The organism is Mycolicibacterium rutilum, from assembly GCF_900108565.1.
Classification (GTDB): domain Bacteria; phylum Actinomycetota; class Actinomycetes; order Mycobacteriales; family Mycobacteriaceae; genus Mycobacterium; species Mycobacterium rutilum.
This window is the reverse complement of the sequence record NZ_LT629971.1, coordinates 484,246-506,739: the sequence shown is the minus strand read 5'-3', so window position 1 is coordinate 506,739 and position 22,494 is coordinate 484,246. Positions and strand designations below refer to the sequence as shown.

Genomic DNA, 22,494 nt, shown 5'->3' with positions numbered 1-22,494 from the left:
CCTACGAACTGGTTTGCTTGGCAATCATTTTCGCGATCGCCTCGTCGCGCCTGGCGGCGATGCGGTCGCTGATCTCGTCGGCCTCGCTGTCGGACTGCGCCTCGCCCATGACCGTGACGACGCTCGTCAGCACCGGCTTGCCGTCGGCGTCGGTCACCTCGCCGCGCACCTCGGTGACGATCGCGCCGTGTGACTCGGTCACCGAGTCGAGGTAGGAGTCGAAGTACAGCCGGTCACCGGCGACGATCGGGCGGTGGAACGTGATCTTCTGGTCGCGGTGCAGCACGCGCTCCATGTTGATCGGCACGTCGAACTGGTTGAAGATCTCGAGCTGGACCCGCCGGCCGGCCACCGCCAGGAACGTCAGCGGGGCGATCAGCGTGTCGAACCCGCACTCCTGGGCGGCCGCCTCGCTGAAATGCGCCGGATGATCGTTTTGCACCGCGCTCGCGAACTCGCGGATCTTCTCCCGGTCCACCTCGAAGTAGTCGGGGTAGCGGTAGTGAGTTCCGATGATGTTCTCGGCGATGGCCATGCTTCGTGTCTTCCTGGGCGGTGTGCTCGGAGTTCGCCGCGCGAGCCTATCAGCGGCGGCTTTCCTGCCGGTGCGAGACGATGGCCGCCAACGCCCCGCCCGCGGCGCCCAGTGCCAGCGCCGACGGCACCCCGATGCGCGCGGCCTTGCGGGCGGTGCGGAAGTCGCGGATCTCCCACCCGCGCTCGCGGGCCAGGTCACGAAGGTCGGCGTCGGGGTTGATCGCGACCGCGGTGCCCACCAGCGAGAGCATCGGCACGTCGTTGAAGCTGTCCGAGTAGGCGGTGCAGCGGCGCAGGTTGAGGCCCTCGCGGATGGCCAGCGACCGCACCGCGTGCGCCTTGCCGGTGCCGTGCAGGATGTCGCCGACCAGCCGGCCGGTGAAGATCCCGTCGACCGACTCGGCGACCGTGCCCAGCGCGCCGGTCAGGCCCAGCCGCTTGGCGATCGTCGCCGCCAACTCGTAGGGCGTCGCTGTGACCAACCACACCTGCTGGCCGGCGTCGAGGTGCATCTGGGCCAGCGCGCGGGTGCCCGGCCAGATCTTGGCGGCGATGATCTCGTCGTAGATCTCCTCGCCGACCGCCATCAGCTCGGCCGTCGACCGGCCCTCGATGAACGCCAGCGCCTTGCGCCGGCCCTCGGCCACGTCGTCGCTGTTCTCCCGCCCGGTGAGCTGAAACTTGGCCTGCGCGTAGACGAATTTGGCGACGTCGCCGTAGGTGAAGTACTTGCGGGCGGCCAGCCCGCGGGCGAAGTGCAGCAGCGAGGACCCGTGCACCAGGGTGTTGTCGACGTCGAAGAACGCCGCGGCGGTCAGGTCCGGCGGCGGGGCGGCCGGCTCCGGAACCTCGGCGGCCAGTTCGGTGACGGCGGCCTCGGCGCTCGCCTCGCCGGCGAGGCGCTGGTGCGCGGCTTCGAGGTCACCGGAGCGAGACACAGATCAACCCTAAGTTATGGCCGAGCCGGGTTGCCCCGTGATACTGGCCGTGTGCACCGGGTGGAGCTGCTGACGCGCGACGGATGTTCGATCTGCACCTCGGCGGCCGCCCAGCTGCGGGGGCTCGCCGACGAGCTGGGGTTCACGCTGGCCGTGACCGACGTCGACGCCGCCGCGGCCGCCGGGGATGCGGCGCTGCGGGCCGAGTTCGGCGACCGGCTGCCGGTGGTCCTGCTCGACGGCCGCGAGCACAGCTACTGGGAGGTCGACGAGCCCCGGCTGCGCGCGGACCTCGCCTGATCGCTCATAACCGAAGTTACGTGACATTCACCGGGAATTTGGTGAGCTAACTGTTCAGCGACTACCGTGGATGACGTGGTGATGAAGCCGTGAGCGTGCTGCTTTTCGGGGTTTCGCACCGCAGCGCGCCGGTGTCCGTGCTCGAACAGTTGAGTACCGACGAGTCCGATCAGGCCAAGATCGTCGAGCAGGTGCTGCAGTCGTCGCTCGTCACCGAGGCCATGGTGCTGTCCACCTGCAACCGCGTCGAGGTGTACGCCGTTGTCGAGGCGTTCCACGGCGGGTTGTCGGTGATCGGCCAGGTGCTCTCCGAGCACTCCGGGATGAGCCTGCACGACCTGACCAAATATGCCTACGTGCGCTACGCCGAGGCCGCCGTCGAGCACCTGTTCGCGGTCACGTCCGGCCTGGACTCCGCGGTCATCGGCGAACAGCAGGTGCTCGGGCAGGTCCGCCGCGCCTACGCCGCCGCCGAGGCCAACCACACCGTCGGCCGCACCCTGCACGAACTGTCGCAGCGCGCGCTGTCGGTCGGCAAGCGGGTGCACACCGAGACCGGTATCGACGCCGCGGGCGCGTCGGTGGTGTCGGTGGCCCTCGACATCGCCGAGGGCAAACTCGGCTCGCTGGCCGGGCGCACCGCGGTGGTGGTTGGCGCCGGTTCGATGGGCTCCCTGGCCGCCAAACACCTGATCCGCGCCGGCGTCGAACGTGTCCACGTGGTCAACCGGACACTGCCCCGCGCCAAGCGGCTCGCCGACAACATCCGGGACCTGGGCGCCGAGGCGCACGCGTTCCCGTTCGATCACCTACCGCCGCTGCTGACCGACGCCGACGTGGTGGTCAGCTGCACCGGCGCGGTGCGGCCGGTGGTCTCGCTGGCCGACGTGCACCGCGGCCTGGCCCACCGTCAAGAGCCCAAACAGCTGGTGATCTGCGATCTCGGAATGCCCCGCGACGTCGACTCCGCGGTGGCCGGGCTGCCGGGCGTCTACGTCGTCGACATGGAGCGCATCCAGCGCGAGCCGTCGGCGCGGGCGGCCGCCGCCGACGCCGACGCGGCGCGCACCATCGTCGCCGCCGAGGTCGCCAACTACCTGGCCGGTCAGCGGATGGCCGAGGTCACGCCGACCGTCACGGCGTTGCGGCAGCGCGCCGCCGACGTCGTCGAGGCGGAGTTGCTGCGGCTGGACAACCGGCTGCCGGGCCTGGACGCGGCGCACCGCGACGAGGTGGCCAAGACCGTGCGGCGGGTGGTCGACAAGCTGCTGCACGCGCCGACGGTGCGGGTCAAGCAGCTGGCCAGTGCGCCCGGCGGCGACAGCTACGCCGAGGCGCTGCGCGAACTGTTCGAACTCGACCAGCAGGCCGTCGACGCGGTCGCCGGTCCCGAGCTGCCGCTGATCGCCGGAGACGAAACCCGTTCCGCCGCACCCGATCTGGATAAGGCGGCCGAGTAGCGCTTGACTAGCCCATCCCCCCGGTCACAACGCTCGGGGCCTATCCGGATAGGCACTCGGGGCAGCCTCCTGGCGACCACGCAGGCCGGCACTGTCCGCGACGCGCTCATTGCCAGGGGCCACGACGCCGAACTCGTCATCATCTCCACCGAGGGCGACCGCAATCAGGGCCCGATCGCCGACATCGGTGTGGGCGTTTTCACCGCTGCCCTGCGCGAGGCCATCCTCGACGGCCGCGTCGACGCCGCGGTGCACTCGCACAAGGATTTGCCCACCGCCGACGATCCGCGCTTCACGATCGCCGCGACACCCCCGCGTGAGGACCCGCGCGACGCCCTGGTGGCGCGCGACGGCCTGGTGCTCGGGGAGTTGCCGGCGGGCTCGCTGATCGGCACGTCGAGCCCGCGGCGGGCCGCACAGCTTAGAGCACTGGGTCTCGGTTTGGAAATCCGCCCCCTAAGAGGCAACCTAGATACCAGGTTGAGCAGGGTTAGCAACGGTGATCTCGACGGCATCGTGGTCGCACGGGCGGGACTGGCCCGCATCGGACGACTGGCCGATGTCACCGAGACTCTCGAGCCGGTGCAGATGTTGCCAGCGCCGGCTCAAGGTGCGCTCGCGGTCGAGTGCCGCGGGGACGACACCGAGCTTGCCGCGCTGCTGGCGGAGCTGGACGACGCCGACTCGCGCACCGCGGTCACCGCCGAGCGTGCCCTGCTCGCCCGACTGGAGGCGGGCTGCTCCGCACCGGTGGGCGCGATCGCCGAGGTGGTCGAGTCCATCGATGAGGACGGCAACGTCTTCGAAGAAGTGTCGCTGCGCGGCTGCGTGGCGACGCTGGACGGATCCGACGTGATCCGCGCGTCCGGTGTCGGAACTCCCGACCGGGCCCGGGAGCTGGGGCTCTCGGTGGCCGAGGAGTTGTTCGACCTCGGGGCGCGCGAGCTCATGGCGGATACCAACTGAAGCTGCAGAGCGGAGTGACTGAGATGACTGCCCAGAGTAGCGGGCGAGGCCGCAAGCCGAAGCCGGGCCGCATCACGTTCGTCGGCTCGGGGCCTGGCGACCCCGGATTGCTGACGACGCGGGCCCGCGCGGTGCTCGCGAACGCAGCGCTGGTGTTCACCGACCCCGATGTGCCGGAGGCCGTGCTCGCCCTGGTGGGCTGTGAGCTGCCCCCGCCGTCGGGCCCGGAACCCGCCGAGGCGGCTGACGGCGCGGCCGACGGTGACGCCCCGACGATCCCCGGCGGACCCGACATCCGGTCCGCGGTCGGCGATCCGGTCGAGGTGGCCAAGACGCTGACCACCGAGGCGCGCACCGGCGTCGACGTGGTGCGGCTGGTCGCCGGCGACCCGCTGTCGCTGGACGCGGTGATCACCGAGGTGTCCGCGCTGGCGAAATCGCACCTGAACTTCGAGATCGTGCCCGGCCTGCCGGACACCACCGCGGTGCCGACGTACGCGGGCCTGCCGCTGGGTTCCGCGCACACCGTCGCCGACGTCCGCTCCCCGGACGTCGACTGGGCGGCGCTGGCCGCCGCACCGGGCCCGCTGATCCTGCACGCGACCGCGAGCCACCTGCCCGACGCCGCGCGCACGCTGATCGAATACGGCCTGACCGACACCACCCCGGTGGTCGTCACCGCGAACGGCACGACGTGCCAACAGCGTTCGGTCGAGACGACGCTGGCCGGTCTGCTCGACAAGGCGGTGCTGGACAAGCCGGCCGGAACCGAGCCGGCGGGCCCCCTGGCCGGTCCGCTGGTCGTCACGATCGGCAAGACCGTGGCCAACCGCGCCAAGCTGAACTGGTGGGAGAGCCGCGCGCTGTACGGCTGGACCGTGCTGGTGCCGCGCACCAAGGACCAGGCCGGCGAGATGAGCGAGAAGCTGGTCGGCCACGGCGCGCTGCCCATCGAGGTGCCGACCATCGCGGTCGAGCCGCCGCGCAGCCCCGCGCAGATGGAGCGTGCGGTCAAGGGTCTGGTCGACGGCCGGTTCCAGTGGGTCGTGTTCACCTCCACCAACGCGGTGCGTGCGGTGTGGGAGAAGTTCAACGAGTTCGGCCTCGATGCCCGCGCGTTCTCCGGCGTGAAGATCGCCTGCGTCGGGCAGGCCACCGCCGACCGGGTGCGGGCCTTCGGGATCAACCCCGAGCTGGTGCCGACCGGTGAGCAGTCCTCGCTGGGGCTGCTCGACGAATTCCCGCCCTACGACGACGTTTTCGATCCGGTGAACCGCGTGCTGTTGCCGCGCGCCGACATCGCCACCGAGACGCTGGCCGAGGGGCTGCGCGAGCGCGGCTGGGAGATCGAGGACGTCACCGCGTACCGCACGGTGCGCGCGGCGCCGCCGCCTGCGCAGACCCGCGAGATGATCAAGACGGGCGGCTTCGACGCGGTGTGCTTCACGTCGAGTTCGACGGTGCGCAACCTGGTGGGCATCGCGGGCAAGCCGCACGCCCGCACCATCGTCGCGTGCATCGGACCCAAGACCGCCGAAACCGCAGCGGAATTCGGGTTGCGCGTCGATGTGCAGCCCGAGGTCGCCGCGGTCGGTCCGCTCGTCGAGGCGCTGGCCGAGCACGCCGCCCGGCTGCGCGCCGAGGGTGCGCTGCCGCCGCCGCGTAAGAAGAGCCGCCGCCGCTAACCGCGAGGAGCCGCAGATGGCGTTTCCTAGGCACCGTCCTCGCCGGTTGCGCGCGACACCGGCCCTGCGTCGGCTTGTCGCCGAAACGACGCTGGAGCGAAGGCATCTGGTGCTGCCGATGTTCGTCGCCGACGGGATCGACGAGCCGCGCGAGATCTCCTCGATGCCCGGCGTCCTGCAGCACACCCGCGACTCGCTGCGCCGCGCGGCCGCCGACGCGGTGGCCGCCGGGGTGGGCGGGCTGATGCTGTTCGGGGTGCCGCGCGACGACGACAAGGACGCCACCGGTGCTGTCGGGGTGGCCGAGGACGGCATCCTCAACGTAGCGCTGCGCGACCTGTCGGCCGACCTCGGTGACGACACGGTGCTGATGGCCGACACCTGCCTCGACGAGTTCACCGACCACGGGCACTGCGGGGTGCTCGACGCCGCGGGCCGCGTCGACAATGACCTCACCAACAAGCGCTACGTGGAACTGGCTGTCGCGCAGGCAGATTCGGGTGCGCACGTGGTCGCCCCGAGCGGCATGATGGACGGGCAGGTAGCGGCCATCCGCGACGGGCTCGACGCCGCCGGGCACACCGACACCGTGATCCTGGCGTATGCGGCCAAGTTCGCGTCCGGCTTCTACGGCCCGTTCCGCGAGGCGGTCGCGTCCAGCCTGCGCGGCGATCGTCGCACCTACCAACAGAATCCGGGCAACGCGCGTGAGGCGCTGCACGAGGTGGAACTCGACATCGACGAGGGCGCCGACATGGTGATGGTCAAGCCCGCGATGGCCTACCTCGACGTCGTGCGGGCGGCCGCCGACATCTCGCCCGTCCCGGTGGCCGCCTACCAGGTGTCCGGTGAGTACGCGATGATCAGCGCGGCCGCCGCCAACGGATGGATCGACCTGTCGGTCGTCGCCCTGGAGACGCTGTTCAGCATCCGGCGCGCCGGCGCCGACATCGTGCTGACCTACTGGGCGGCCGACGCCGCCGGCTGGCTGCGGTGAACCCACAGCACGGGGGCCATCCCGTCGCCGGTCCCGGCGCCGAGCCGCCGCAGCAGCCGCCGGGCCGCCCCGAGGACGTCGACACCGGCTTCTGGCTGTGGGTGCTGGCGCTGCCGATGATGATCACCGGCCAACTCGTCGACCTGGTGGTCACCGACGAATCCCGGGACCTGCCCGGGCCGGTGCTGGCCTTCTCGGTCGTCTTCGTGCTGATCATCGCCGCCGTCGTGCTGACGTTCATGGTGCTGATGCGGCACGGCTACCGGTGGGCCCGCACGCTGCTCACCGGCGGCGGTGTGGCGTCGGTGGTCTACGCGGCGACGAACCTGTTCGGCGTCGAACGGCCGACGGTCGCGGCGGTCGTGTTCGCCGTCACCGCGATCATCGGCGTGGTGTCGATCGCGGGCGGCGCGTACCTGTTGCACCGCAAGGACGCCACCGCTTACTTCACGCGGTGACCCGATACGCTGACCGACCATGACCGCTCCCGTGTCGCGACCCGGCGTCGTCACCGCCGCGTTCTGGTGCTGGGTCGCCGCCGCGGTGATGCTGATGGTCGGCGGGATGTTCGCCGCCTCGGTGAACCTGCCGCCGGTGTTCCGCGGCGCCGGGGTCCTCACGGTCGTGGCGGGCGGTGCCCTGGCGTTTCTGGCGGGCCGGATCCGTGGCGGCGACCCCCGGTTCCGCCGGGCCGGGGTCGCGCTGGCGTTGACGGTCGTCGCGCTGATCGCCGTGCTCTCGTTCATCGGGGTCGTGCATCTGGTCACGCTGCTGGCCGTCTTCCCGCTGATCGCCGGCGCGGTGCTGATCACCAGGCCGAGCGCGACTCCACAGGAGGAACCGTCGTGACCGAGCACAGCGCCTCGCCGCAGGTGCTCTTCTACGAACAGGGCGCCAGCTGGTGGTGGATCGCCGCGGGACCGGCGTCCGGCGTGGCGATGGGGCTGATCCAGGCGTCGGCCGGTTACGGCTTCCAGTGGCTGGTGCCCGGCATCTTCTTCGTCCTGGTGACGGGGTTCCTGGCCATCCAGGTCAAGGCGGCGCGGATCCACACCTCGGTCGAGTTGACCCCGGAGTGGTTGCGTCAGGGCGCCGAGACCATCAGCACCGCCGAGATCGTGCGGATCTATCCGGAGGCCAGCGGCAGCGAAGCGCCGAAGTGGCAGTCCGCGCGCGCGCTCGGCGAGCTGACCGGGGTGCCGCGTGGACGCACCGGGATCGGGCTGAAGATGACCAACGACCGCAGCGCGCAGGCCTGGGCGCGCAAGCACCAGAAGCTGCGCGAGACGCTGACGCAGGTGGTCGAAGAGCGCATCCCGCCGGAATCGGTATGACGGTGCGGGCGACGGTCGAACTCGTGGTCGCCGCGGCCGCGCTCGTCGGCAGCGTGCTGTGCTGGCTGTCCGCGCCCTCGACGATCGTGGTGCCGCCGGTGCTCGAAGGCGAGCCACAGACCACGTCGGTGCAGTACAGCGCCCCGCTGATCGGGCTGTCGCTGCTGCTGGCGGCGGTCGCCGGGGTGCTGATCGTGCTCGCGGTGGCGCGCATCCGGCGTCATCCTGCCGCGAAATAGACGGTATGGGGAGGCTGGGGCCTCACCACATGTGAGCGTGGGTTGCCGATCAGGAATTGGGTCCTGGCCGGTAGAGCCACAACTGTGGGAGGCCCCAGTGAAGATTCAGCGTACGAGTGTTGGTTTAGATGTGCATGCACGTTCGGTGTTCGGATGTGCACTTGATGGTCAGACCGGTGAGGTGTTCCAGCGCCGGTTGAGTCCAGATCACCGGGAGATCCAGAACTGGGTGAGCGGGCTGCCCGGCCCGGTCGCGGTGACTTATGAGGCCGGCCCGACCGGCTTCGGGTTAGCCCGGTGTCTGCTTGAGGCGGGGGTTGAGTGTCTGGTGGCTGCACCGTCGAAATTGGTGCGTCCGTCCAGTGATCGGGTCAAGACCGATGCCCGCGATGCCGCCCATCTGGCTCGCCTGCTGCACCTGGGCGAGATCACCGCGGTCGAGATTCCCAGCGTCGAGCGTGAAGCGGCCCGGGATCTGGTGCGCGCCCGCGAGGATTGCCGGGCTGACCTGATGCGGGCCCGACACCGGGTGAGCGCGCTGCTGTTGCGTCACAACCTGCTCTACACCGGCGGATCGGCGTGGACCCTCGCTCATGAGGCGTGGTTGCAGCGGCAACGCTTCGACGCGCTACCAGCGCAGACCGCGTTCGACACCGCGGTGCAGACCATGTTGGCGTGCGTGGATCGCCGTGACGGTCTCGATGCCATGATCGCCGAGATGGCTGCAGACAGCGAATTCAGCGCGGTAGTGCGCCGGCTGGGCTGTCTGCGCGGGGTATCGACGTTGACGGCGTTCGGTTTGGCGGTCGAGATCGGGGACTGGTCACGGTTAAACGGCCGCACCATCGGGGCCTATCTGGGATTGGTGCCTACCGAGTACTCCTCGGGCGCCTCCCGGGTGCAGGGAGCGATCACCCGCACCGGTAACTCCCACGCGCGCCGCTTGTTAGTCGAGGCGGCCTGGCACCATCGCCGCCCCTACCGCCCCGGGGTAGAGCTGCGGCGCCGCTGGCAGGTAGCCAGCAAGGCTGCACGCCGACGCGGTCAGCAGGCAAACCAGCGTCTACATACCCGCTGGCGTGGGTTTGATGCCCGCGCCAAACGCCCCGCGGTAGCCAATACCGCGATCGCACGCGAGCTGGCCGGCTGGTGCTGGTCGTTGGCCGTCCTCGAGGAGTAGGCCGACCCCACAGAACGTCCAGTGCCGTGTCGATGCCGGGTACAGGCGGGCAAGCTGACGGTGACCCGCGAGAATGCTATGAGTAATCCCCAAGCGCCACAACGGATCACGCTCGAAAATAGACAGCGGTCCACCGTCACTCGAAACACCGTCCTGCGGTAACCAACCCGCGCATTTCAGACTGACAAGCCGTCGCCACGACACGCGCGCCAGTCCCCGCATCGACATCACCGCACTGGCCGAGGAAGCGGCGGCCACAACGACGGTTGCGACCGCCGCTTCACCCTGCCCACTTGACAAACCGCTCCCCATATCAGCATTCCTGGTCGCGTCGCGACCCGATTCACGACCGCCACTTCTCACTCGGCGTGCCGTGAGGCTGCTCACAGCCGATTGGAACAAAGTGCAGAATTTGTAACACTGTTCCGCATGACCGAGTTGGTGGACAAGCCCGAAACCGACCCCCGAGTTCCCGACTCGCTGCCGCTCGGGCCGCAGTCGCTGGTCTGGCGGTACTTCGGCGACAACCGCATGTATCTGATCGGCCCGCGGCCCGCGGTGCTGCAGAACATGCTCGCGCAACTGGGCCAGGGCGTGTTGGACCACTCGGTGTTCTTCGACGACACCGCGGCGCGGGTCAAGCGGTCGCTGCCGCCGATCTTCAACACCGTGTACGGCGCCGACGACGACCACCCGGGCACGCAGGTGCGCGACTTCCACACCGACATCAAGGGCGAGATGGCCCCGGAGTACGGCGGCGGCCGCTACCACGCGCTCGATCCGGACACCTACTTCTGGGCGCATGCGACGTTCGTCGACCAGGTGCTCTATTTCGCGGATACCTTCGTCAAACGGCTCAGCCGCGCGGAGAGGGAGCAGATCTACCTCGAGTCGAAGACCTGGTACCGCCGCTACGGCGTCAGCGACCGGCCGATGCCGGCCACCTATGACGACTTCGAACGCTACTGGGACAAGATGATCGACGAGATCGTCGTCGCCCACCCGACCGCCAAGTACGGCGTCGGCTACGTCACCAAGGGCTTCCCCTGCCCGAAGGGTGTGCCGCCGTGGGCGTGGCGGCTGATCGCGCCGGTGTTCAATCCGGCGGCCGCGTTCCTGACCACCGGCGGCATGCCGCCACGGACACGCGAACTGCTCGGCCTGCCCTGGAACGAGCGCCAGGAGCGGCGGTATCAGCGGTTCGCGGCGCTCTGGCGGTCGCGGCCGGTCAACTGGTTGTGGGACCGGCTGCCGATGCGGTTGCGCTACAACGGCTATGCGTGCCGGGGCTATGCCCGCGCCTGACCCCGCGACCGGTGCGACGGAAGCGATCCTGGACGCCGCGGTCATCGAGTTCGAGCGGCACGGTTTCCGGCGGGTCGCGCTCGACGACGTGGCCCGCCGCGCCGGGGTCAGCCGCACCACGATCTACCGGCGGTTCGCCAACCGCGACGAGCTGGTGGCCGCGGTCATCGAACGCGAGAACATCGCGCTGTTCGCCGACATCGCCGCCGAGGTCAAACGCGCTGCGCCGCAGTCCAATTACTACGTCGAGGCGTTCACGCTGTCGATCTTGAAGTTTCGCAGGCACCGGGTGCTGCACCGGATGATGCAAGACGAGCCCGCGCTGGTGCTCGAGCTGGCGCACCGTCACTACGACGCCGCGATCACCCGGATGGCCGAGGCGCTGCGGGTCATCTTCCCCGCGGGATTCGCCGAGCGCATCGGCGCACAGGCTGTCGACGAGCTCGCCGACACCATCCTGCGGTACGCGGCGATGGTGCTGCTGCTGCCGAGCGCGCAGCCGCTGGACACCGCCGACGACATCCGGGCGTTTGCCCATCAGCATTTTCTGCCGAGTCTGCCCGCCGCGCTGCGAACTGTCCCGGCCCGTTAGCCATTCTGCGTTTCGCAAATTGGCCCATCGGGCAGTCGTGTTCCATGAGCAGCGAAGCAGAGGGCGCGGAGCCCCGCACCGACGAACACCACAACGTCCTCGACGAGCCTGAGGAGCGGCCGGGGACCGAGAAGCCGGAAGTGACCGACGAGCACCGCGAGAAGGCCAAGGAGATGCACAAGGCCTACGAGGAGGAGCGGCCGACGACCAAGATGCCGGGCACCGGCGGAGCGGTCGCCGGCACCGCGGTCAACGACTGGCTCGACGACGACGGCAACCCCAAGTACAGCGAGGGCGCCTCGGAGAACTCGGAAAACACGACGGGGAGCGGGCAGGCCGAACAGTCGTGACGCCGGCTGCCTAGGCTGGGGGGCGTGACACCCCTGGACGAGATCGCACCGGCTTTCGTCGAGATGGCCCACTCGATCGTGTGGGCGTCGGTGGCCACCGTCGACGTCAACAGCCGTCCCCGCACCCGAATCCTGCACCCGATCTGGGAGTGGGACGGCACCGACCTGTTCGGCTGGATCGCGACCGTGCCGAGCCCGGTGAAGAAGAGGCACCTGGCCGCCCATCCCGAGATGGCGGTCAGCTACTGGGCGCCCAGTCAGGACACGTGCAGCGCCGAATGTCTGGTCGAGTGGTACCTCGACGACGAGACCAGGACCGCCGTGTGGGACAAGTTCGCCAACGGGCCCGCCCCGGTCGGCTACGACCCGCGGATCATCCCGGACTGGCGCGACGGCCCGACCTCCGACCGGTTCGCGGCGCTGCGGTTGGCCCCGTACCGCATCCGGGTCATGCCGGGCGCGGTGATGATGAAAGGCGAAGGCGCCCCGCTCACCTGGTCCCACGAAAATCCGGTACCCGGCCGCGGGCCGGCGCCGTTTGAGTGAAGATCGATGACATGAGCACGACGCTCGATGTGCGGTCGCTGCCGTTGGTGCCCAAGAACCCGCTGCCGATCCGGCAGCTGGTATCTCTCGTGCGCCGACTCGACACCGGGCAGGAGGTGATCCGCGACGCCGGCGGGCCGATCACCCGGATCCAGTTCGGGCCCAAATGGGTGTATCCACCGATCGTCGCGGTGATGTCTCCCAACGGCATGCGCGACGTGCTCGGCCGCTCCGACGCGTCGTCGGAGCGGTGCATCTATCACGACGAAGTCCGCAACATGGCCGGGGACAGCCTGTGGGTGCTGCCCAACGACCTGTGGCGACCCCGTAAGCGCGCGCTGCAACCGGTGTTCACCAAGCACAACGTCCGCAACTTCGGCGGCCACATGTCCGGTGCAGCGCAGGCATTCGTCGATCGCTGGCCCGACGGCGGTGACGTCGACCTGGACGTCGAGTGCCGCCGGGTGGCGATGCAGTCGCTGGGGCGGTCGGTGCTCGGTGTGGACCTCAACGAGCGCGGCGACACCATCGCCCGCTGCATGCACGTCGCATCGTCCTACACCACCGACCGCGCCCTGCGGCCGGCGCGCGCACCGCGCTGGCTGCCCACGCCGGCCCGCCGGAAAACCCGCAAGGCGGTCGCCGAGATGAAGGTGATCACCGACGAGATGGTGCGCGCCTGTCGCACCGACCCGACGCGCGACGCGCCGCTGGTGCGCGCCCTGATGGACGCGCGCGATCCGGAGACCGGGCTGCCGATCGACGACGACGACATCTCCAACGACCTGTTGATCTTCATGCTCGCCGGGCACGACACGACGTCGACCGCGCTGACGTACGCGCTGTGGGTGCTCGGACATCATCCCGACGCGCAGGCGCGGGTGGCCGCCGAAGCCGCCGCGATCGGTGACCGCGAGCTCACTCCGGAGGATGTGCCGCAGCTGGGGTACACCGTGCAGGTCCTGCACGAGGCGCTGCGGCTGTGCCCGCCCGCCGCAGGCGTCGCCCGGATGGCGACCCGTGACATCGCCGTCGACGGTTACCGCGTCGAGGCGGGCACCCTGGTGGCGGTGGGACTGTATGGGCTGCACCACGATCCGCAGCTATGGCCGAACCCGATGGAGTTCGACCCCGAACGGTTCAGCCCCGAGAACGTCAAGGCCCGTAACCGGTGGCAGTTCCTGCCGTTCCTGGGTGGCGGACGGCCGTGCATCGGTGAGCATTTCGCCCGCCTGGAGACCACGCTGGCGCTGGCGACCATCGTGCGCGCCATGGAAATCCGGTCCACTGACGACTTTTTCGAGTGCGAGGTGCCGTTGACGACCGTCGCCAAGGGGCCGATCCGGGCGCACCTACGCCCGCGGAACTGAGATCAGCGGAGGACCGCGAGCGCTCGCCGGGGTTCGCCGGCCGGCGCTCCGCCTTGATGCCACTCGACGATCGCGTCGGCCAGCAGCTGCACCTCGTCCTCGGTCTCGACGACGGCATAGGACGTGGTGAGGTCGGAATATCCGTTGATGCGGCCCTCGTAACCGATGCGGTGCGCCAGATCGCGCGCCCACCGCTCGGCGCGCAGCCTCTTGCCGAAGGACAGCGTGCGTGCGTCGCACGCCACCAGGACCCGGCGCGCACCGTCGGCCCCTGCCGCCGCGAGGGCAGAGTCGCAGATGCTGTTCTCACAGGAACGCAGCCGTCGGCGCGCGGCCACCGAAAGCGTCTGGCCGAACAGCGATTCGGTTGTCTCGGCGGCCAGGATGAACACCGCGGACTTGGTCGGTGGTGTCGCCTCGGGCGAGGCCCGCGACGGACCCCCGCACGGCTCCGGCCCAGATGCGGCCTCGATGCCGTGCGCCCGACACGTTGCCGCGATCGTCCGGGACAGGTCACCGTCCGGACCGAACAGCAGCACCGATGAACTCGTGATGTCATGACCAGTCACAAAAAACCTCACTCTCTGGAAAGGCCTGCCGGCTGCAGGCCGGAAATCGACTGCAGCGCAATGTCGACGGCGTCCCGGAAGCCGGTGGCGCTGTCGCCGGCACCCGGTGCGGCCGCGTCGGCGAGTCGGCGTTCGATGGTCCGCAACGCCGCCCGGACGCGCATCAGCTCTCGGTCGCGGCGCATCCCGTCGATCATCGCGGCTTCATCCAAACCGCCGGACACCGCGGCGATCTCGTCGAGCACACAGATGCGGGCGTATCGGGTGCCCGCATCGAACCCCCTGCGGTAGGCGGGGCTTCGGTCCGCCGGCGCTGACACGTCGGTCAACTCGTCGAGCATGCGCCGCAGCACGACCCGGGCATCACCTGCCACGGCGGCATCCGCTGTCCCCACGATGCACTGTCCCTCCTATTGTGAAAAGTTCGTCAGACGGCACAATCCGGCCGACCATTGATTGCGCGAAATTCCGCTCGGAAAAAGGTGCGCAACAATGGCCGGCCGAAATTGTGCCGCTGTGTTTAATCCACTAATTCAGCGGTGGTGGTCCGGTCCGCCTAACGGTTGGGCTTCTTGCGCCGAACCACGGTCTCCTGGGCCATCTTTTCCCGCTTGGCCGCCCGCCGCTCCTTGAGCGTCATCGCGGGTTTCTTCAGCGTACTGCCCTGGGACTTACTAGCTATTTTTCTACCTCCCGCTAGCATTTCTCCATCAATGCGCGACCATACCCCAGAAAAAATAAAAAGCCAGTTTCCGGCCAATTCGCATGACGGACCTCGGGAACGCGTCAATGTCGCTGTCGCGCGGGGACAATCGGTGCCCACACCGTTGTCGGCATCGGGCAAAAACGTGACCTGACGGGCCCGCCTAGGTCCCGGTGAGGATCGCGATCAGCTGGTCGCGACTGTTGGCTCCGACCCGCTGCGAAGCGCGGAACAGGTGACCTTCGACCGAGCGCACCGACATCGTCAGTCGCTCGGCGATCTCCTTGTTGGACAGCCCCTGCGCGGCCAGCGAGATGATCTCGCGCTGCCGGGCGGTGAACGGCTGCGGGGTGGTGACCGAGGACAATGCGGGGGTCAGCGCGCCGCCGCACTCGTCGGCCAGTCGCTCGGCGACGGCTGACGCAGTCATCGCGGCGCCACGCAGGCCGGCGCCCTGATACGCCAGAACCGCCTGGGCGGCAGCATCGGCGGCGGCCACGCGGTCCTCGAAAGACTCGTAGCGGTGCGACGCCTCGAGCAGTGCGTCACCGTCCCTGGCGGCCAGCGCGGCGGCGTGCGCGGCGGCCGCGGGTGCCCGCGGGCCCTGGACCGTCGCCGCCAGCTCGGCGAGCCTGTCGGCGGTGGTGTGGTCGCCGAACTGCGTCGCCGTCTGCAACAGCACCACCTGCCACGCCGGTCGGTCCAGTTCGACCTCGCGTTGCGCGGCGCGGCGCATCAGCGAAACCGCCTCAGAGCAGGCACCTTCCGCAGCGCACACCCAAGCCTCGGCCAGTGATCGGTAGGGGTCGAACATGCAGGCCTGCGGGTCACGCGCCCACCACTCGAGGGCCTCGAGTTCGCGACGCGCGTCCTGGGCCCGGCCGAGCATCGCGGTCACTGTCGCCAACCACGTCCGCCCGAACGTCTTCACCATGCGGCCGTTGTCGCCGGTGCCCAGGTAGGCGAGCGCATCGCGCAACGACCGTCGCGCGTCGTCGAGGGCGCCGCGGCTCATCGCCGACAGGCCCACCATCACGCGGTGCCACGACTCCTCGAACGGAACGTCGAGCGTGTCGCGCCGGATCCGGTCGATGACGGCGTCGGACTCGGCGAGCATGCCGCCCAGGCGGTAGCCGTGCGTCTCCTGCAGGGCCAACCGGCGCAGCAGATGCCCCGACTCCGGCGACCGGTCGGCCACCGCGTAGCCCTCCTTGGCGGCGGCCTCGATCTCGTCGATCCGACCGAGGTCACCCAGGCCCGTGACGTACACCCACGCCAGGAAGATCGTCGCGACGTCGCTACCCGGCGACTGGGCCGCGGCGACATCGGCCATCGCCACGGCTTCGCGGGAGTGCCCGCGCACCAACTGGATCAACGGCCGCAGCGCGGTGGCGATGGCCTGGGCGGAGACGTCGTCGGCCGGCAGCAGCTCGAGTTCGGCCTCGGCGCGCGCCACCTCCCCGAGGATCAGCGTGAAGTTCATCGCGCGCAGGATGGCGATCTGCGTGCGCTCCAGCCCGGACGCCTGGTCGGCCTGCTCGGCGAGCACGGCCTCGGCCTCGACGCCGCGCTCCTGCCAGGTGATCGCCATCGCGCGGGCGATCTTGGCCCACGGCCCGCCGCCGACAGCGACGGCACGCTCGGCGAGGTGCTCGGCCAGCCGGTGATCCAGCAACTGCATCGCCGCGGACGCCGCAGCGAGCAGGAACTCCGAATCCGGGGTGAGGTCGGACTCGAGGGTGAGCACCGCCCGGCGGATCAGCGCCCGGGGATCGGTGGACCCCTTCCGGGCCAGCTCGGCCGCGATCCGGCCGCTGACCCGGCGCAGCCGCAGCGAACCGGTGTGCCGGATCTCGCCGAGGAGCGGATGGGCCAGCCGCACCGAGGCCGGGCGCGCCGTGCAGTCAACGCTGATCAGACCGAGCGACTCCGCTTCGGCCAGGGCGTCCGCGTCGGCGATGGCTTCCAGCACGTCGGATTCCAGCGGTTCGGCCACGGCCAGCGCGTCGAGGACATCACGCACCGTGGCGGGCGCTTGCGCGATGCGTGACTCGAGCAGTTCGGTCAACGTGGGGGACAGGCTGGGTTGACCGTCCCACCGCCACACCCCGGAATGGCGGGTCACCCGCCCCGCGTCGACCTCGTGGTCGAGCAGGTGACGCAGATACAGCGTGTTGCCCTGGGTGTACTGCCAGAACCGGTCCGCGGAGAACGAGTCCACCGGGCCGTCGAGCGCCTGCTCCACCAAACGGCCCAACTCCGAGGGTGAAAGCGGTTGCAGCTCAAGGCGATCGAGGTGCTGGTCCTTCCAGATGGCGGTGATGGCATCCGGTGGCGTCTCACCGGAGCGGATGGTGAGGATGACCGTGGCCAGTCGCCGGGTGACGAGTTGGTGCACGGTGAACGCGGACACGTCGTCGAGCAGATGGGCGTCGTCGACTCCGACGACCACCTCACCGAACGGCGCGTCGCCGATGAGGCCGTCGATCACCTCGCGGACCCGGCGCAGCGGGTCGGGCCCGAACTCGCTGGCGATCTCGACGAAGGCGCCGAGCGGAACACTGCGCGACGACGCCGTGCCGACGATCCAGTGCCTGCGCGCCGCACGCGGCCCGCACCGGGACAGGGCCTCGAAAGCGACCCGGGTCTTGCCGACCCCGGCCGCGCCCGACAGCACGACCCCGCGGGCGCGGTCTCCGACGGAGCGGGTCGCCTCGGCGATCACCGCTAACTCTTCGGACCGTCCGACCAGCGGCCACTGGCGGATCACCGTCAAATTTTAAACCTGCGGGGCGTTTTCCTCGGCAAAAAGTCAGCCGCCCTGCAGGATCGCGATCAGTTGCTCACGGCTGTTGGCGCCGACGCGTTGCGACGCGCGAAAGAGGTGGCCCTCGATCGAGCGGATCGACATGGTGAGCCGTTCGGCGATCTCCTTGTTCGAAAGCCCCTGTGCGGCAAGCGAGATGATCTCACGCTGACGCGCGGTGAACGGCTGCGGCCGCGACACCACCGACAACGCCGGGGTCAGCGCGCCGCCGCACTCGGCCGCCAGCCGCTCGGCGACGGCCGACGCGGTCATCGCGGCCCCGCGCAGCCCGGCGTCCCGGTACACCGTGACGGCCTGGGCGGCGGCGTCAGCGGCCGCGATCCGGTCGCCGAACGCCTCGTACCGACGGGACGCGTCGAGCAGCGCGTCACCGTCCTCGGCGGCGAGCGCCGCGGCGTGGGCGGCCGCGACCGGCGCCCGCGGGCCCTCGACCTCGGTCGCCAGTTCGGCCAGCCGGTCGGCGGCGGTGTGGTCGCCGAACTGCGTCGCCGTCTGCAGCAGCAGCACCTCCCACGCCGGCCGGCCCAGCACACGGTCACCGGCCGCGGCTCCGCGGACCAGCGCGATCGCCTGAGTCAACGCGCCCTCGGCCGCGCACACCCACGCCTCGGCGACGGCTCGCTCGGAGTGCCATCCCCGCGCATCGGGATCGGAATCGGACTGCTCGATCGGGGTGAACTCGCGGCGCGCATCGGCGGCTTCACCGGCCATCGCGTCGACGGTGGCCAGCCACAACCGGGCGAATCTCTTGCGCATCCGGCCGCTGTGGTCGCTGCCTGCGTCGGCGAGCGACTCCCGGCACAGCCGCTGCGCCTCTGCCAGTCCGCCATGGTTGACCATCGCCAGCCCGGCCACGAACGCGTGCCACGATTCGGCGACGTGCCACGAGCCTTCGAACGGCACGTCGACGGTGTCGAGCCGGATGCGAGCGATCGCGGCATCCGATTCGGCCAGGGCGCCGGCCGGGCGATAGGCGTAGGCGTGCAGGAATGCCAGCGGCACCCGCAGATGCGAGACCTCGGCCGAGCGGTCCGCCAGCCGGTAGCCGCGTTCGGCCGCCGCCCCGACCTCACCGACGCGGCCCAGCTCGCCCAGCCCGTTGACCAGAGCGAAGATCGACAGCATCTGGGCCAGCGCGTTGTCGGAATCGGCGGCGAGGTTGGCGGTGGCGCGGTCGACGGCGGCCTGCGCGTGCCCGCGCACGACGTCGATCAACGCGCGCAGCGCGGACGTGACCGGCCGCGCCGCCTCGTCGTCGGCGGGCACGTGCGCGTCGAGTTCGGCCTGCGCCCTGGTGGTCTGGTTGAGGATCACCGCGAAGTTCAGCGCGCGTAGCAGGGCGATCTGGGCGCGCAGCGGCCCAACCGTCTGATCGGCGAGTTCGGCGAGGACACGCTCGGCCTCGTGACCGCGTTCCTGCCAGCTCAACGCCATGACGTGGGTCATCTTGGCCTCGATGCCGCTGCCGACCCGCACCGCCCGCTCGGCGAGGGTCTCGGCCAACCGCAGATCGAGCAGCTGCATCGCGGCCCACGTGGCGGCGTTGAGCAGCGCGGGGTCCGGCGGCAGGTCGGAGTCGACGGTCAGCACCGCCCGGCGCACCAGATGCCGCGGATCGGTTTCGCTCTTCTTGGCCAGTTCACCGGCGATGCGGCCGCGCAGCCTGCGCATCCGCAGCGAACCGGTGCGGCGGACCTCGCCGAGCATCGGGTGCGCCACCCGCACCGACGGCGGCCGCACGGTGCCGTCGACGGTGACCAGGCCCAGTGCTTCGGCTTCGGCCAGCGCGTCGGGATCCGACACCGCCGCAAGCACATCACTGTCCAACGGTTCGGCCACGGCGAGTGCGTCGAGCACGTCGCGCACCGCGGGCGCGGCCTGCGCGATGCGCGCCTCGACCAACTCCGCGAGCGTGGGCGACAGCTCACCGCGGCCCTCCCACAACCACATTCCCGACCGCCGCGCCAGGCGTCCGGTGTCGAGCTCGCTGTCGAGCAGATGACGCAGATACAGCGCGTTGCCCTGGGTGTACTGCCAGAGCCGCTGGGCGCTGAACGAGTGCACCGGACCGTCGAGTACGTGCTCGAGCAGCCGGGCGGTCTCCGTCAGCGAAAGTGGTTGCAGCTCAAGCCGTTGCAGGCGCAGGTCCTTCCAGATGGCGGTGATCGCGTCCGGCGGGGTCTCGCCCGAGCGGATCGTCAGGATTACCGTCGCCAGGCGTCGAGTCACCAACTGGTGGACGGTGAACGCCGAGAGGTCGTCGAGCAGGTGCGCATCGTCGATCCCGACGACGACCTCGCCGCGGCGGGCGCCACCGATCAACCCGTCGATGACCTCACGGACCCGGCGCAGCGGGTCCGGACCGAAGTCGCTGGCAACGCCGGCGAACGCGCCCAGCGGGACGCTGCGTGCCGACGCCGTACCGATGATCCAGTGCCGCCGCGACATTCGCGCCGCACACGCCTCGACGGCCTCCCGCGCGAGCCGGGTCTTGCCCACGCCCGCCGACCCGGACAGGACGATCCCGCGGGCATGGTCTCCCTGCGCCCGCGTCGCTTCGGCGATCACCTGAAGTTCCTCGGAACGCCCGACCAGAGGCCACTGGCGGATCATCGTCGAATGGTATCCGCCGACGGTGCCGCTCGCGGTCTACCGAACACAACTTCAGGACCGCTGAGGTACCCGTAGGTCCCGAAAGTGGGGTAGCGCCTTACCCCAGCCGCCGTCACCGCAGCTGGTTACGTTTCCGGGCATGATCAACGCACAGTTCGTCCGACGGTCCGTTTCCGCCTGCGCGGTCGCGGCCCTCAGCATGACGCCTTTCCTGGTCCCGGGTCTCGACGCGGGCACAACAGCGGTCGCGGGCGGCTCGCCCGGTTACGTCGAGCCCGCACCCGCACCGCCGCCGCCTCCTGGAGCCGCACCGGCTGCGGCACTTCCGCCGCCTCCGCCGATCGGCTCGGGCATCCGGGACCCCCGTTGCGGCACTGACTTGTTCACCGGCACACCGCTGCCGTGCTGAGCGTGATCGACCACTCGAGAAGGGAAACAATGATGATTCGGACACTTTCGACCGCAGTGGGCGCCGCGGCGCTCGTCATCGCCGGACTGGCGGGCTGCTCGTCGGACGACAAATCCACCAGCCCGACCGCCGGCGCCGACGACACCGCTCGGTCCGAAACAGCGGTCGCCACACCGGCAGCCAGCGATGCCGCCACCAAGGTCACCATCGACGGCCAGGACCAGAGCGTGTCCGGGACGGTGGTCTGCACTGCCATGGGCGGCAACATGAACATCGTGATCGGCGAAGCGGCAACGGGGATCGCCGCGGTGCTCGGCACGGGTGACTCGCCCACCGTGCAGTCGGTCGCGCTGGGCAACGTCAACGGCGTCACGCTCGGATACCAGCAGGGTGCCGGTCAGGGTGAAGCGAAGGTCCACAAGGACGGCGACACCTACACGATCTCCGGAACGGCGAGCGGTGTGGACATGGCCAACCCGATGCAGCCGGTCAGCAAACCGTTCGAGATCAAAGTCTCGTGTGCGGGATAGCGCGATGAAAGTCTGTTCGGCAGTGCTGATTTCGGCCGTATTCGGTGTGGGTCTGGTGGTTGGTGCCGGTTCGGCCGGCGCCCAGACCCCGCCGGGCGGTCCGTACACCTGGTGTCCCGGCGACCCGCCGGTGGCCACCGGCAACATCCGGGTGAACCCGGTGGTGTGGGACAACAACATCTGCCACTCGTACTACTACGTGTATCACGGGCAGGGCAACGTCGCCCAAAACATCTGGGACGGGCCGAATCCGCCCGCTCCGCCACCGCCGCCGGGTATCACGCCGCCGCTTCCGCCGGGTCAGTGCTGGTATCTGTTCATCCCGGGACCGTGCTGACCGGTCCTCTCACGCATCCGCCGTCGCCCAGAAGACGTCACGTCATCTGGGCGACGGCCGCGGCGAGCTTGGCCTCGGCCACTTTCATGAACGTCGGCAGTGCGTCCAGCTCGATGCCCACCCGCTCGGCGATGATCTCGTCGGCCGTCCCCGCGTCACGCAACCGCAACGCGGTCGCGTACGGAACCGGCAGTCGCTGCAGGATTTCCGATCGGCGCGTCTCGCTGGCCATGACACAACGTTGCCGCGTCGCCGGCGGGCTGCGTGGGGTATTTGGCTACCTCACTTCGGCGGCGTTCGCCGGCGCCTCCCGGCAGACCTCAGTCCATCCGCGTGAGGAGCACGGCCTGGTCGAACGGCAGCAGCGCGAACAGCGGCCGCATCCAACCGGTGAGCAGCGACGCAGCCTGCGCTTTGGGTACCACCCGCGGATCGCGCACCGAGAAGGTCCTGCCGTACCGCGTGATGCGGCCGCCGCCGTCGGCGCTGATGTTCTTGAGCCAGTCGCGGTCGGGCCCGTAGGTCAGCAACACGGCGAACCCGTCGCGGGTGGGGAAGACCGTCAGCGGGGTGCGGTAGCGCCTGCCCGATCTGCGGCCGGTGTGCTCGAGGACGCCCATCGTCGGCGCCCAGCCCGCCCACATCCGCTGTATCGGGTTGGTGACGTGGCGGTTGAACCGGGCCAGCCACTGCGGAAGCTGCATGCC

At 69.9% G+C, this 22,494-nt stretch carries 26 protein-coding genes; 18 read left to right on the top strand and 8 right to left on the bottom strand.

The features are described from left to right. Nucleotide 1: 1 nt before the first annotated feature. Nucleotides 2-535, bottom strand: a complete 534-nt coding sequence (locus tag BLW81_RS02470; protein ID WP_083405825.1) for an FAS1-like dehydratase domain-containing protein — start codon at nucleotides 533-535, stop codon at nucleotides 2-4. A 49-nt stretch (nucleotides 536-584) separates the two neighbouring features. Continuing rightward, entirely contained in the window at nucleotides 585-1,475 is an 891-nt protein-coding gene (locus BLW81_RS02465; protein WP_083405824.1) for an HAD family hydrolase, read from the bottom strand. Between the two features lie 51 nt (nucleotides 1,476-1,526). On the opposite strand from BLW81_RS02465, the gene BLW81_RS02460 reads away from it, so the two are divergent. The 15 genes from BLW81_RS02460 (at nucleotide 1,527) to BLW81_RS02390 (ending at nucleotide 13,799) form a co-directional block, all read left to right on the top strand. Further along, the gene (locus tag BLW81_RS02460; RefSeq protein ID WP_083405823.1) at nucleotides 1,527-1,775 is read left to right on the top strand and encodes a glutaredoxin family protein; all 249 of its coding nucleotides are present in this window, start codon (nucleotides 1,527-1,529) and stop codon (nucleotides 1,773-1,775) included. An 89-nt stretch (nucleotides 1,776-1,864) separates the two neighbouring features. Beyond that, nucleotides 1,865-3,235 (top strand): glutamyl-tRNA reductase, encoded by a 1,371-nt coding sequence (locus BLW81_RS02455; RefSeq protein ID WP_083405822.1) that lies wholly within the window; start codon nucleotides 1,865-1,867, stop codon nucleotides 3,233-3,235. Between the two features lie 3 nt (nucleotides 3,236-3,238). Next, nucleotides 3,239-4,201: a hydroxymethylbilane synthase gene (gene hemC, locus BLW81_RS02450; RefSeq protein WP_083405821.1), complete on the top strand. Its 963-nt coding sequence runs from the start codon at nucleotides 3,239-3,241 to the stop codon at nucleotides 4,199-4,201. Between the two features lie 23 nt (nucleotides 4,202-4,224). Continuing rightward, on the top strand, nucleotides 4,225-5,886 hold the full coding sequence (locus BLW81_RS02445) for a bifunctional uroporphyrinogen-III C-methyltransferase/uroporphyrinogen-III synthase (RefSeq protein ID WP_083405820.1): 1,662 nt from the start codon (nucleotides 4,225-4,227) through the stop codon (nucleotides 5,884-5,886). A gap of 16 nt (nucleotides 5,887-5,902) precedes the next feature. Then, entirely contained in the window at nucleotides 5,903-6,883 is a 981-nt protein-coding gene (hemB, locus tag BLW81_RS02440; protein ID WP_083405819.1) for a porphobilinogen synthase, read from the top strand. Then, entirely contained in the window at nucleotides 6,880-7,341 is a 462-nt protein-coding gene (locus BLW81_RS02435; RefSeq protein WP_083405818.1) for a hypothetical protein, read from the top strand. The genes hemB and BLW81_RS02435 overlap by 4 nt, the downstream gene beginning before the upstream one ends. A 19-nt stretch (nucleotides 7,342-7,360) precedes the next feature. Continuing rightward, nucleotides 7,361-7,732 (top strand): hypothetical protein, encoded by a 372-nt coding sequence (locus BLW81_RS02430; protein WP_083405817.1) that lies wholly within the window; start codon nucleotides 7,361-7,363, stop codon nucleotides 7,730-7,732. After that, nucleotides 7,729-8,217, top strand: coding sequence for a transport-regulating membrane protein Mce1N (locus tag BLW81_RS02425; protein WP_083405816.1), 489 nt, complete (start codon nucleotides 7,729-7,731; stop codon nucleotides 8,215-8,217). Before BLW81_RS02430 ends, BLW81_RS02425 begins: the two co-directional genes overlap by 4 nt. Then, complete coding sequence (locus BLW81_RS02420; protein ID WP_083405815.1) at nucleotides 8,214-8,456, top strand: hypothetical protein; 243 nt, start codon at nucleotides 8,214-8,216, stop codon at nucleotides 8,454-8,456. Before BLW81_RS02425 ends, BLW81_RS02420 begins: the two co-directional genes overlap by 4 nt. Before the next feature lie 97 nt (nucleotides 8,457-8,553). Next, the gene (locus BLW81_RS02415; protein WP_173839569.1) at nucleotides 8,554-9,636 is read left to right on the top strand and encodes an IS110 family RNA-guided transposase; all 1,083 of its coding nucleotides are present in this window, start codon (nucleotides 8,554-8,556) and stop codon (nucleotides 9,634-9,636) included. A gap of 429 nt (nucleotides 9,637-10,065) precedes the next feature. Then, nucleotides 10,066-10,941 carry an oxygenase MpaB family protein gene (locus BLW81_RS02410; protein ID WP_083405814.1) on the top strand — a complete coding sequence of 292 codons (876 nt, stop codon included), beginning with the start codon at nucleotides 10,066-10,068 and terminating at the stop codon, nucleotides 10,939-10,941. Continuing rightward, a complete protein-coding gene (locus BLW81_RS02405) occupies nucleotides 10,928-11,533 on the top strand; it encodes a TetR/AcrR family transcriptional regulator (RefSeq protein WP_083405813.1) in 606 nt (201 codons plus the stop codon). Before BLW81_RS02410 ends, BLW81_RS02405 begins: the two co-directional genes overlap by 14 nt. Before the next feature lie 44 nt (nucleotides 11,534-11,577). Further along, entirely contained in the window at nucleotides 11,578-11,883 is a 306-nt protein-coding gene (locus tag BLW81_RS02400; RefSeq protein WP_083405812.1) for a hypothetical protein, read from the top strand. A 24-nt stretch (nucleotides 11,884-11,907) separates the two neighbouring features. Continuing rightward, on the top strand, nucleotides 11,908-12,429 hold the full coding sequence (locus BLW81_RS02395) for a pyridoxamine 5'-phosphate oxidase family protein (protein WP_083405811.1): 522 nt from the start codon (nucleotides 11,908-11,910) through the stop codon (nucleotides 12,427-12,429). A gap of 11 nt (nucleotides 12,430-12,440) precedes the next feature. Beyond that, nucleotides 12,441-13,799, top strand: a complete 1,359-nt coding sequence (locus tag BLW81_RS02390; RefSeq protein WP_083410274.1) for a cytochrome P450 — start codon at nucleotides 12,441-12,443, stop codon at nucleotides 13,797-13,799. A gap of 2 nt (nucleotides 13,800-13,801) precedes the next feature. On the opposite strand, the gene BLW81_RS02385 is transcribed toward BLW81_RS02390, so the two are convergent. The 4 genes from BLW81_RS02385 to BLW81_RS02370 form a co-directional block, all read right to left on the bottom strand. Then, a complete protein-coding gene (locus tag BLW81_RS02385; RefSeq protein ID WP_157897550.1) occupies nucleotides 13,802-14,368 on the bottom strand; it encodes a hypothetical protein in 567 nt (188 codons plus the stop codon). Between the two features lie 8 nt (nucleotides 14,369-14,376). After that, nucleotides 14,377-14,742, bottom strand: a complete 366-nt coding sequence (locus BLW81_RS02380) for a hypothetical protein (RefSeq protein ID WP_157897549.1) — start codon at nucleotides 14,740-14,742, stop codon at nucleotides 14,377-14,379. A gap of 492 nt (nucleotides 14,743-15,234) precedes the next feature. Next, nucleotides 15,235-17,841 carry a helix-turn-helix transcriptional regulator gene (locus BLW81_RS02375; protein ID WP_083405808.1) on the bottom strand — a complete coding sequence of 869 codons (2,607 nt, stop codon included), beginning with the start codon at nucleotides 17,839-17,841 and terminating at the stop codon, nucleotides 15,235-15,237. 42 nt (nucleotides 17,842-17,883) lie between these two features. After that, nucleotides 17,884-20,511, bottom strand: a complete 2,628-nt coding sequence (locus BLW81_RS02370; protein ID WP_083405807.1) for a LuxR C-terminal-related transcriptional regulator — start codon at nucleotides 20,509-20,511, stop codon at nucleotides 17,884-17,886. Between the two features lie 139 nt (nucleotides 20,512-20,650). On the opposite strand from BLW81_RS02370, the gene BLW81_RS29190 reads away from it, so the two are divergent. From BLW81_RS29190 to BLW81_RS02360, 3 genes are read left to right on the top strand one after another with little or no spacing between them, the layout of a single operon-like run. Continuing rightward, on the top strand, nucleotides 20,651-20,920 hold the full coding sequence (locus BLW81_RS29190) for a hypothetical protein (protein ID WP_157897548.1): 270 nt from the start codon (nucleotides 20,651-20,653) through the stop codon (nucleotides 20,918-20,920). Between the two features lie 32 nt (nucleotides 20,921-20,952). Continuing rightward, nucleotides 20,953-21,450 (top strand): lipoprotein LpqH, encoded by a 498-nt coding sequence (locus BLW81_RS02365; protein WP_083410273.1) that lies wholly within the window; start codon nucleotides 20,953-20,955, stop codon nucleotides 21,448-21,450. A gap of 22 nt (nucleotides 21,451-21,472) precedes the next feature. Further along, a complete protein-coding gene (locus tag BLW81_RS02360; RefSeq protein ID WP_083405806.1) occupies nucleotides 21,473-21,787 on the top strand; it encodes a hypothetical protein in 315 nt (104 codons plus the stop codon). A 37-nt stretch (nucleotides 21,788-21,824) separates the two neighbouring features. Here the strand turns inward: BLW81_RS02360 and BLW81_RS02355 are convergent, their stop codons facing one another. Beyond that, on the bottom strand, nucleotides 21,825-22,019 hold the full coding sequence (locus BLW81_RS02355) for a hypothetical protein (protein WP_083405805.1): 195 nt from the start codon (nucleotides 22,017-22,019) through the stop codon (nucleotides 21,825-21,827). Nucleotides 22,020-22,107: 88 nt separating this feature from the next. Continuing rightward, nucleotides 22,108-22,491: a nitroreductase family deazaflavin-dependent oxidoreductase gene (locus BLW81_RS02350; RefSeq protein ID WP_083410272.1), complete on the bottom strand. Its 384-nt coding sequence runs from the start codon at nucleotides 22,489-22,491 to the stop codon at nucleotides 22,108-22,110. Nucleotides 22,492-22,494 lie beyond the last annotated feature (3 nt).

What these genes read in the sequence shown, in the direction of transcription:
- BLW81_RS02470 (WP_083405825.1), bottom strand. Translation starts at nt 535, where the DNA reads ATGGCCATCGCCGAGAACATCATCGGAACTCACTACCGCTACCCCGAC.
- BLW81_RS02445 (WP_083405820.1), top strand. Translation starts at nt 4,225, where the DNA reads ATGACTGCCCAGAGTAGCGGGCGAGGCCGCAAGCCGAAGCCGGGCCGC.
- hemB (WP_083405819.1), top strand. Translation starts at nt 5,903, where the DNA reads ATGGCGTTTCCTAGGCACCGTCCTCGCCGGTTGCGCGCGACACCGGCC.
- BLW81_RS02430 (WP_083405817.1), top strand. Translation starts at nt 7,361, where the DNA reads ATGACCGCTCCCGTGTCGCGACCCGGCGTCGTCACCGCCGCGTTCTGG.
- BLW81_RS02420 (WP_083405815.1), top strand. Translation starts at nt 8,214, where the DNA reads ATGACGGTGCGGGCGACGGTCGAACTCGTGGTCGCCGCGGCCGCGCTC.
- BLW81_RS02410 (WP_083405814.1), top strand. Translation starts at nt 10,066, where the DNA reads ATGACCGAGTTGGTGGACAAGCCCGAAACCGACCCCCGAGTTCCCGAC.
- BLW81_RS02405 (WP_083405813.1), top strand. Translation starts at nt 10,928, where the DNA reads ATGCCCGCGCCTGACCCCGCGACCGGTGCGACGGAAGCGATCCTGGAC.
- BLW81_RS02400 (WP_083405812.1), top strand. Translation starts at nt 11,578, where the DNA reads ATGAGCAGCGAAGCAGAGGGCGCGGAGCCCCGCACCGACGAACACCAC.
- BLW81_RS02390 (WP_083410274.1), top strand. Translation starts at nt 12,441, where the DNA reads ATGAGCACGACGCTCGATGTGCGGTCGCTGCCGTTGGTGCCCAAGAAC.
- BLW81_RS02370 (WP_083405807.1), bottom strand. Translation starts at nt 20,511, where the DNA reads ATGATCCGCCAGTGGCCTCTGGTCGGGCGTTCCGAGGAACTTCAGGTG.
- BLW81_RS29190 (WP_157897548.1), top strand. Translation starts at nt 20,651, where the DNA reads ATGATCAACGCACAGTTCGTCCGACGGTCCGTTTCCGCCTGCGCGGTC.
- BLW81_RS02365 (WP_083410273.1), top strand. Translation starts at nt 20,953, where the DNA reads ATGATTCGGACACTTTCGACCGCAGTGGGCGCCGCGGCGCTCGTCATC.
- BLW81_RS02355 (WP_083405805.1), bottom strand. Translation starts at nt 22,019, where the DNA reads ATGGCCAGCGAGACGCGCCGATCGGAAATCCTGCAGCGACTGCCGGTT.
- BLW81_RS02350 (WP_083410272.1), bottom strand. Translation starts at nt 22,491, where the DNA reads ATGCAGCTTCCGCAGTGGCTGGCCCGGTTCAACCGCCACGTCACCAAC.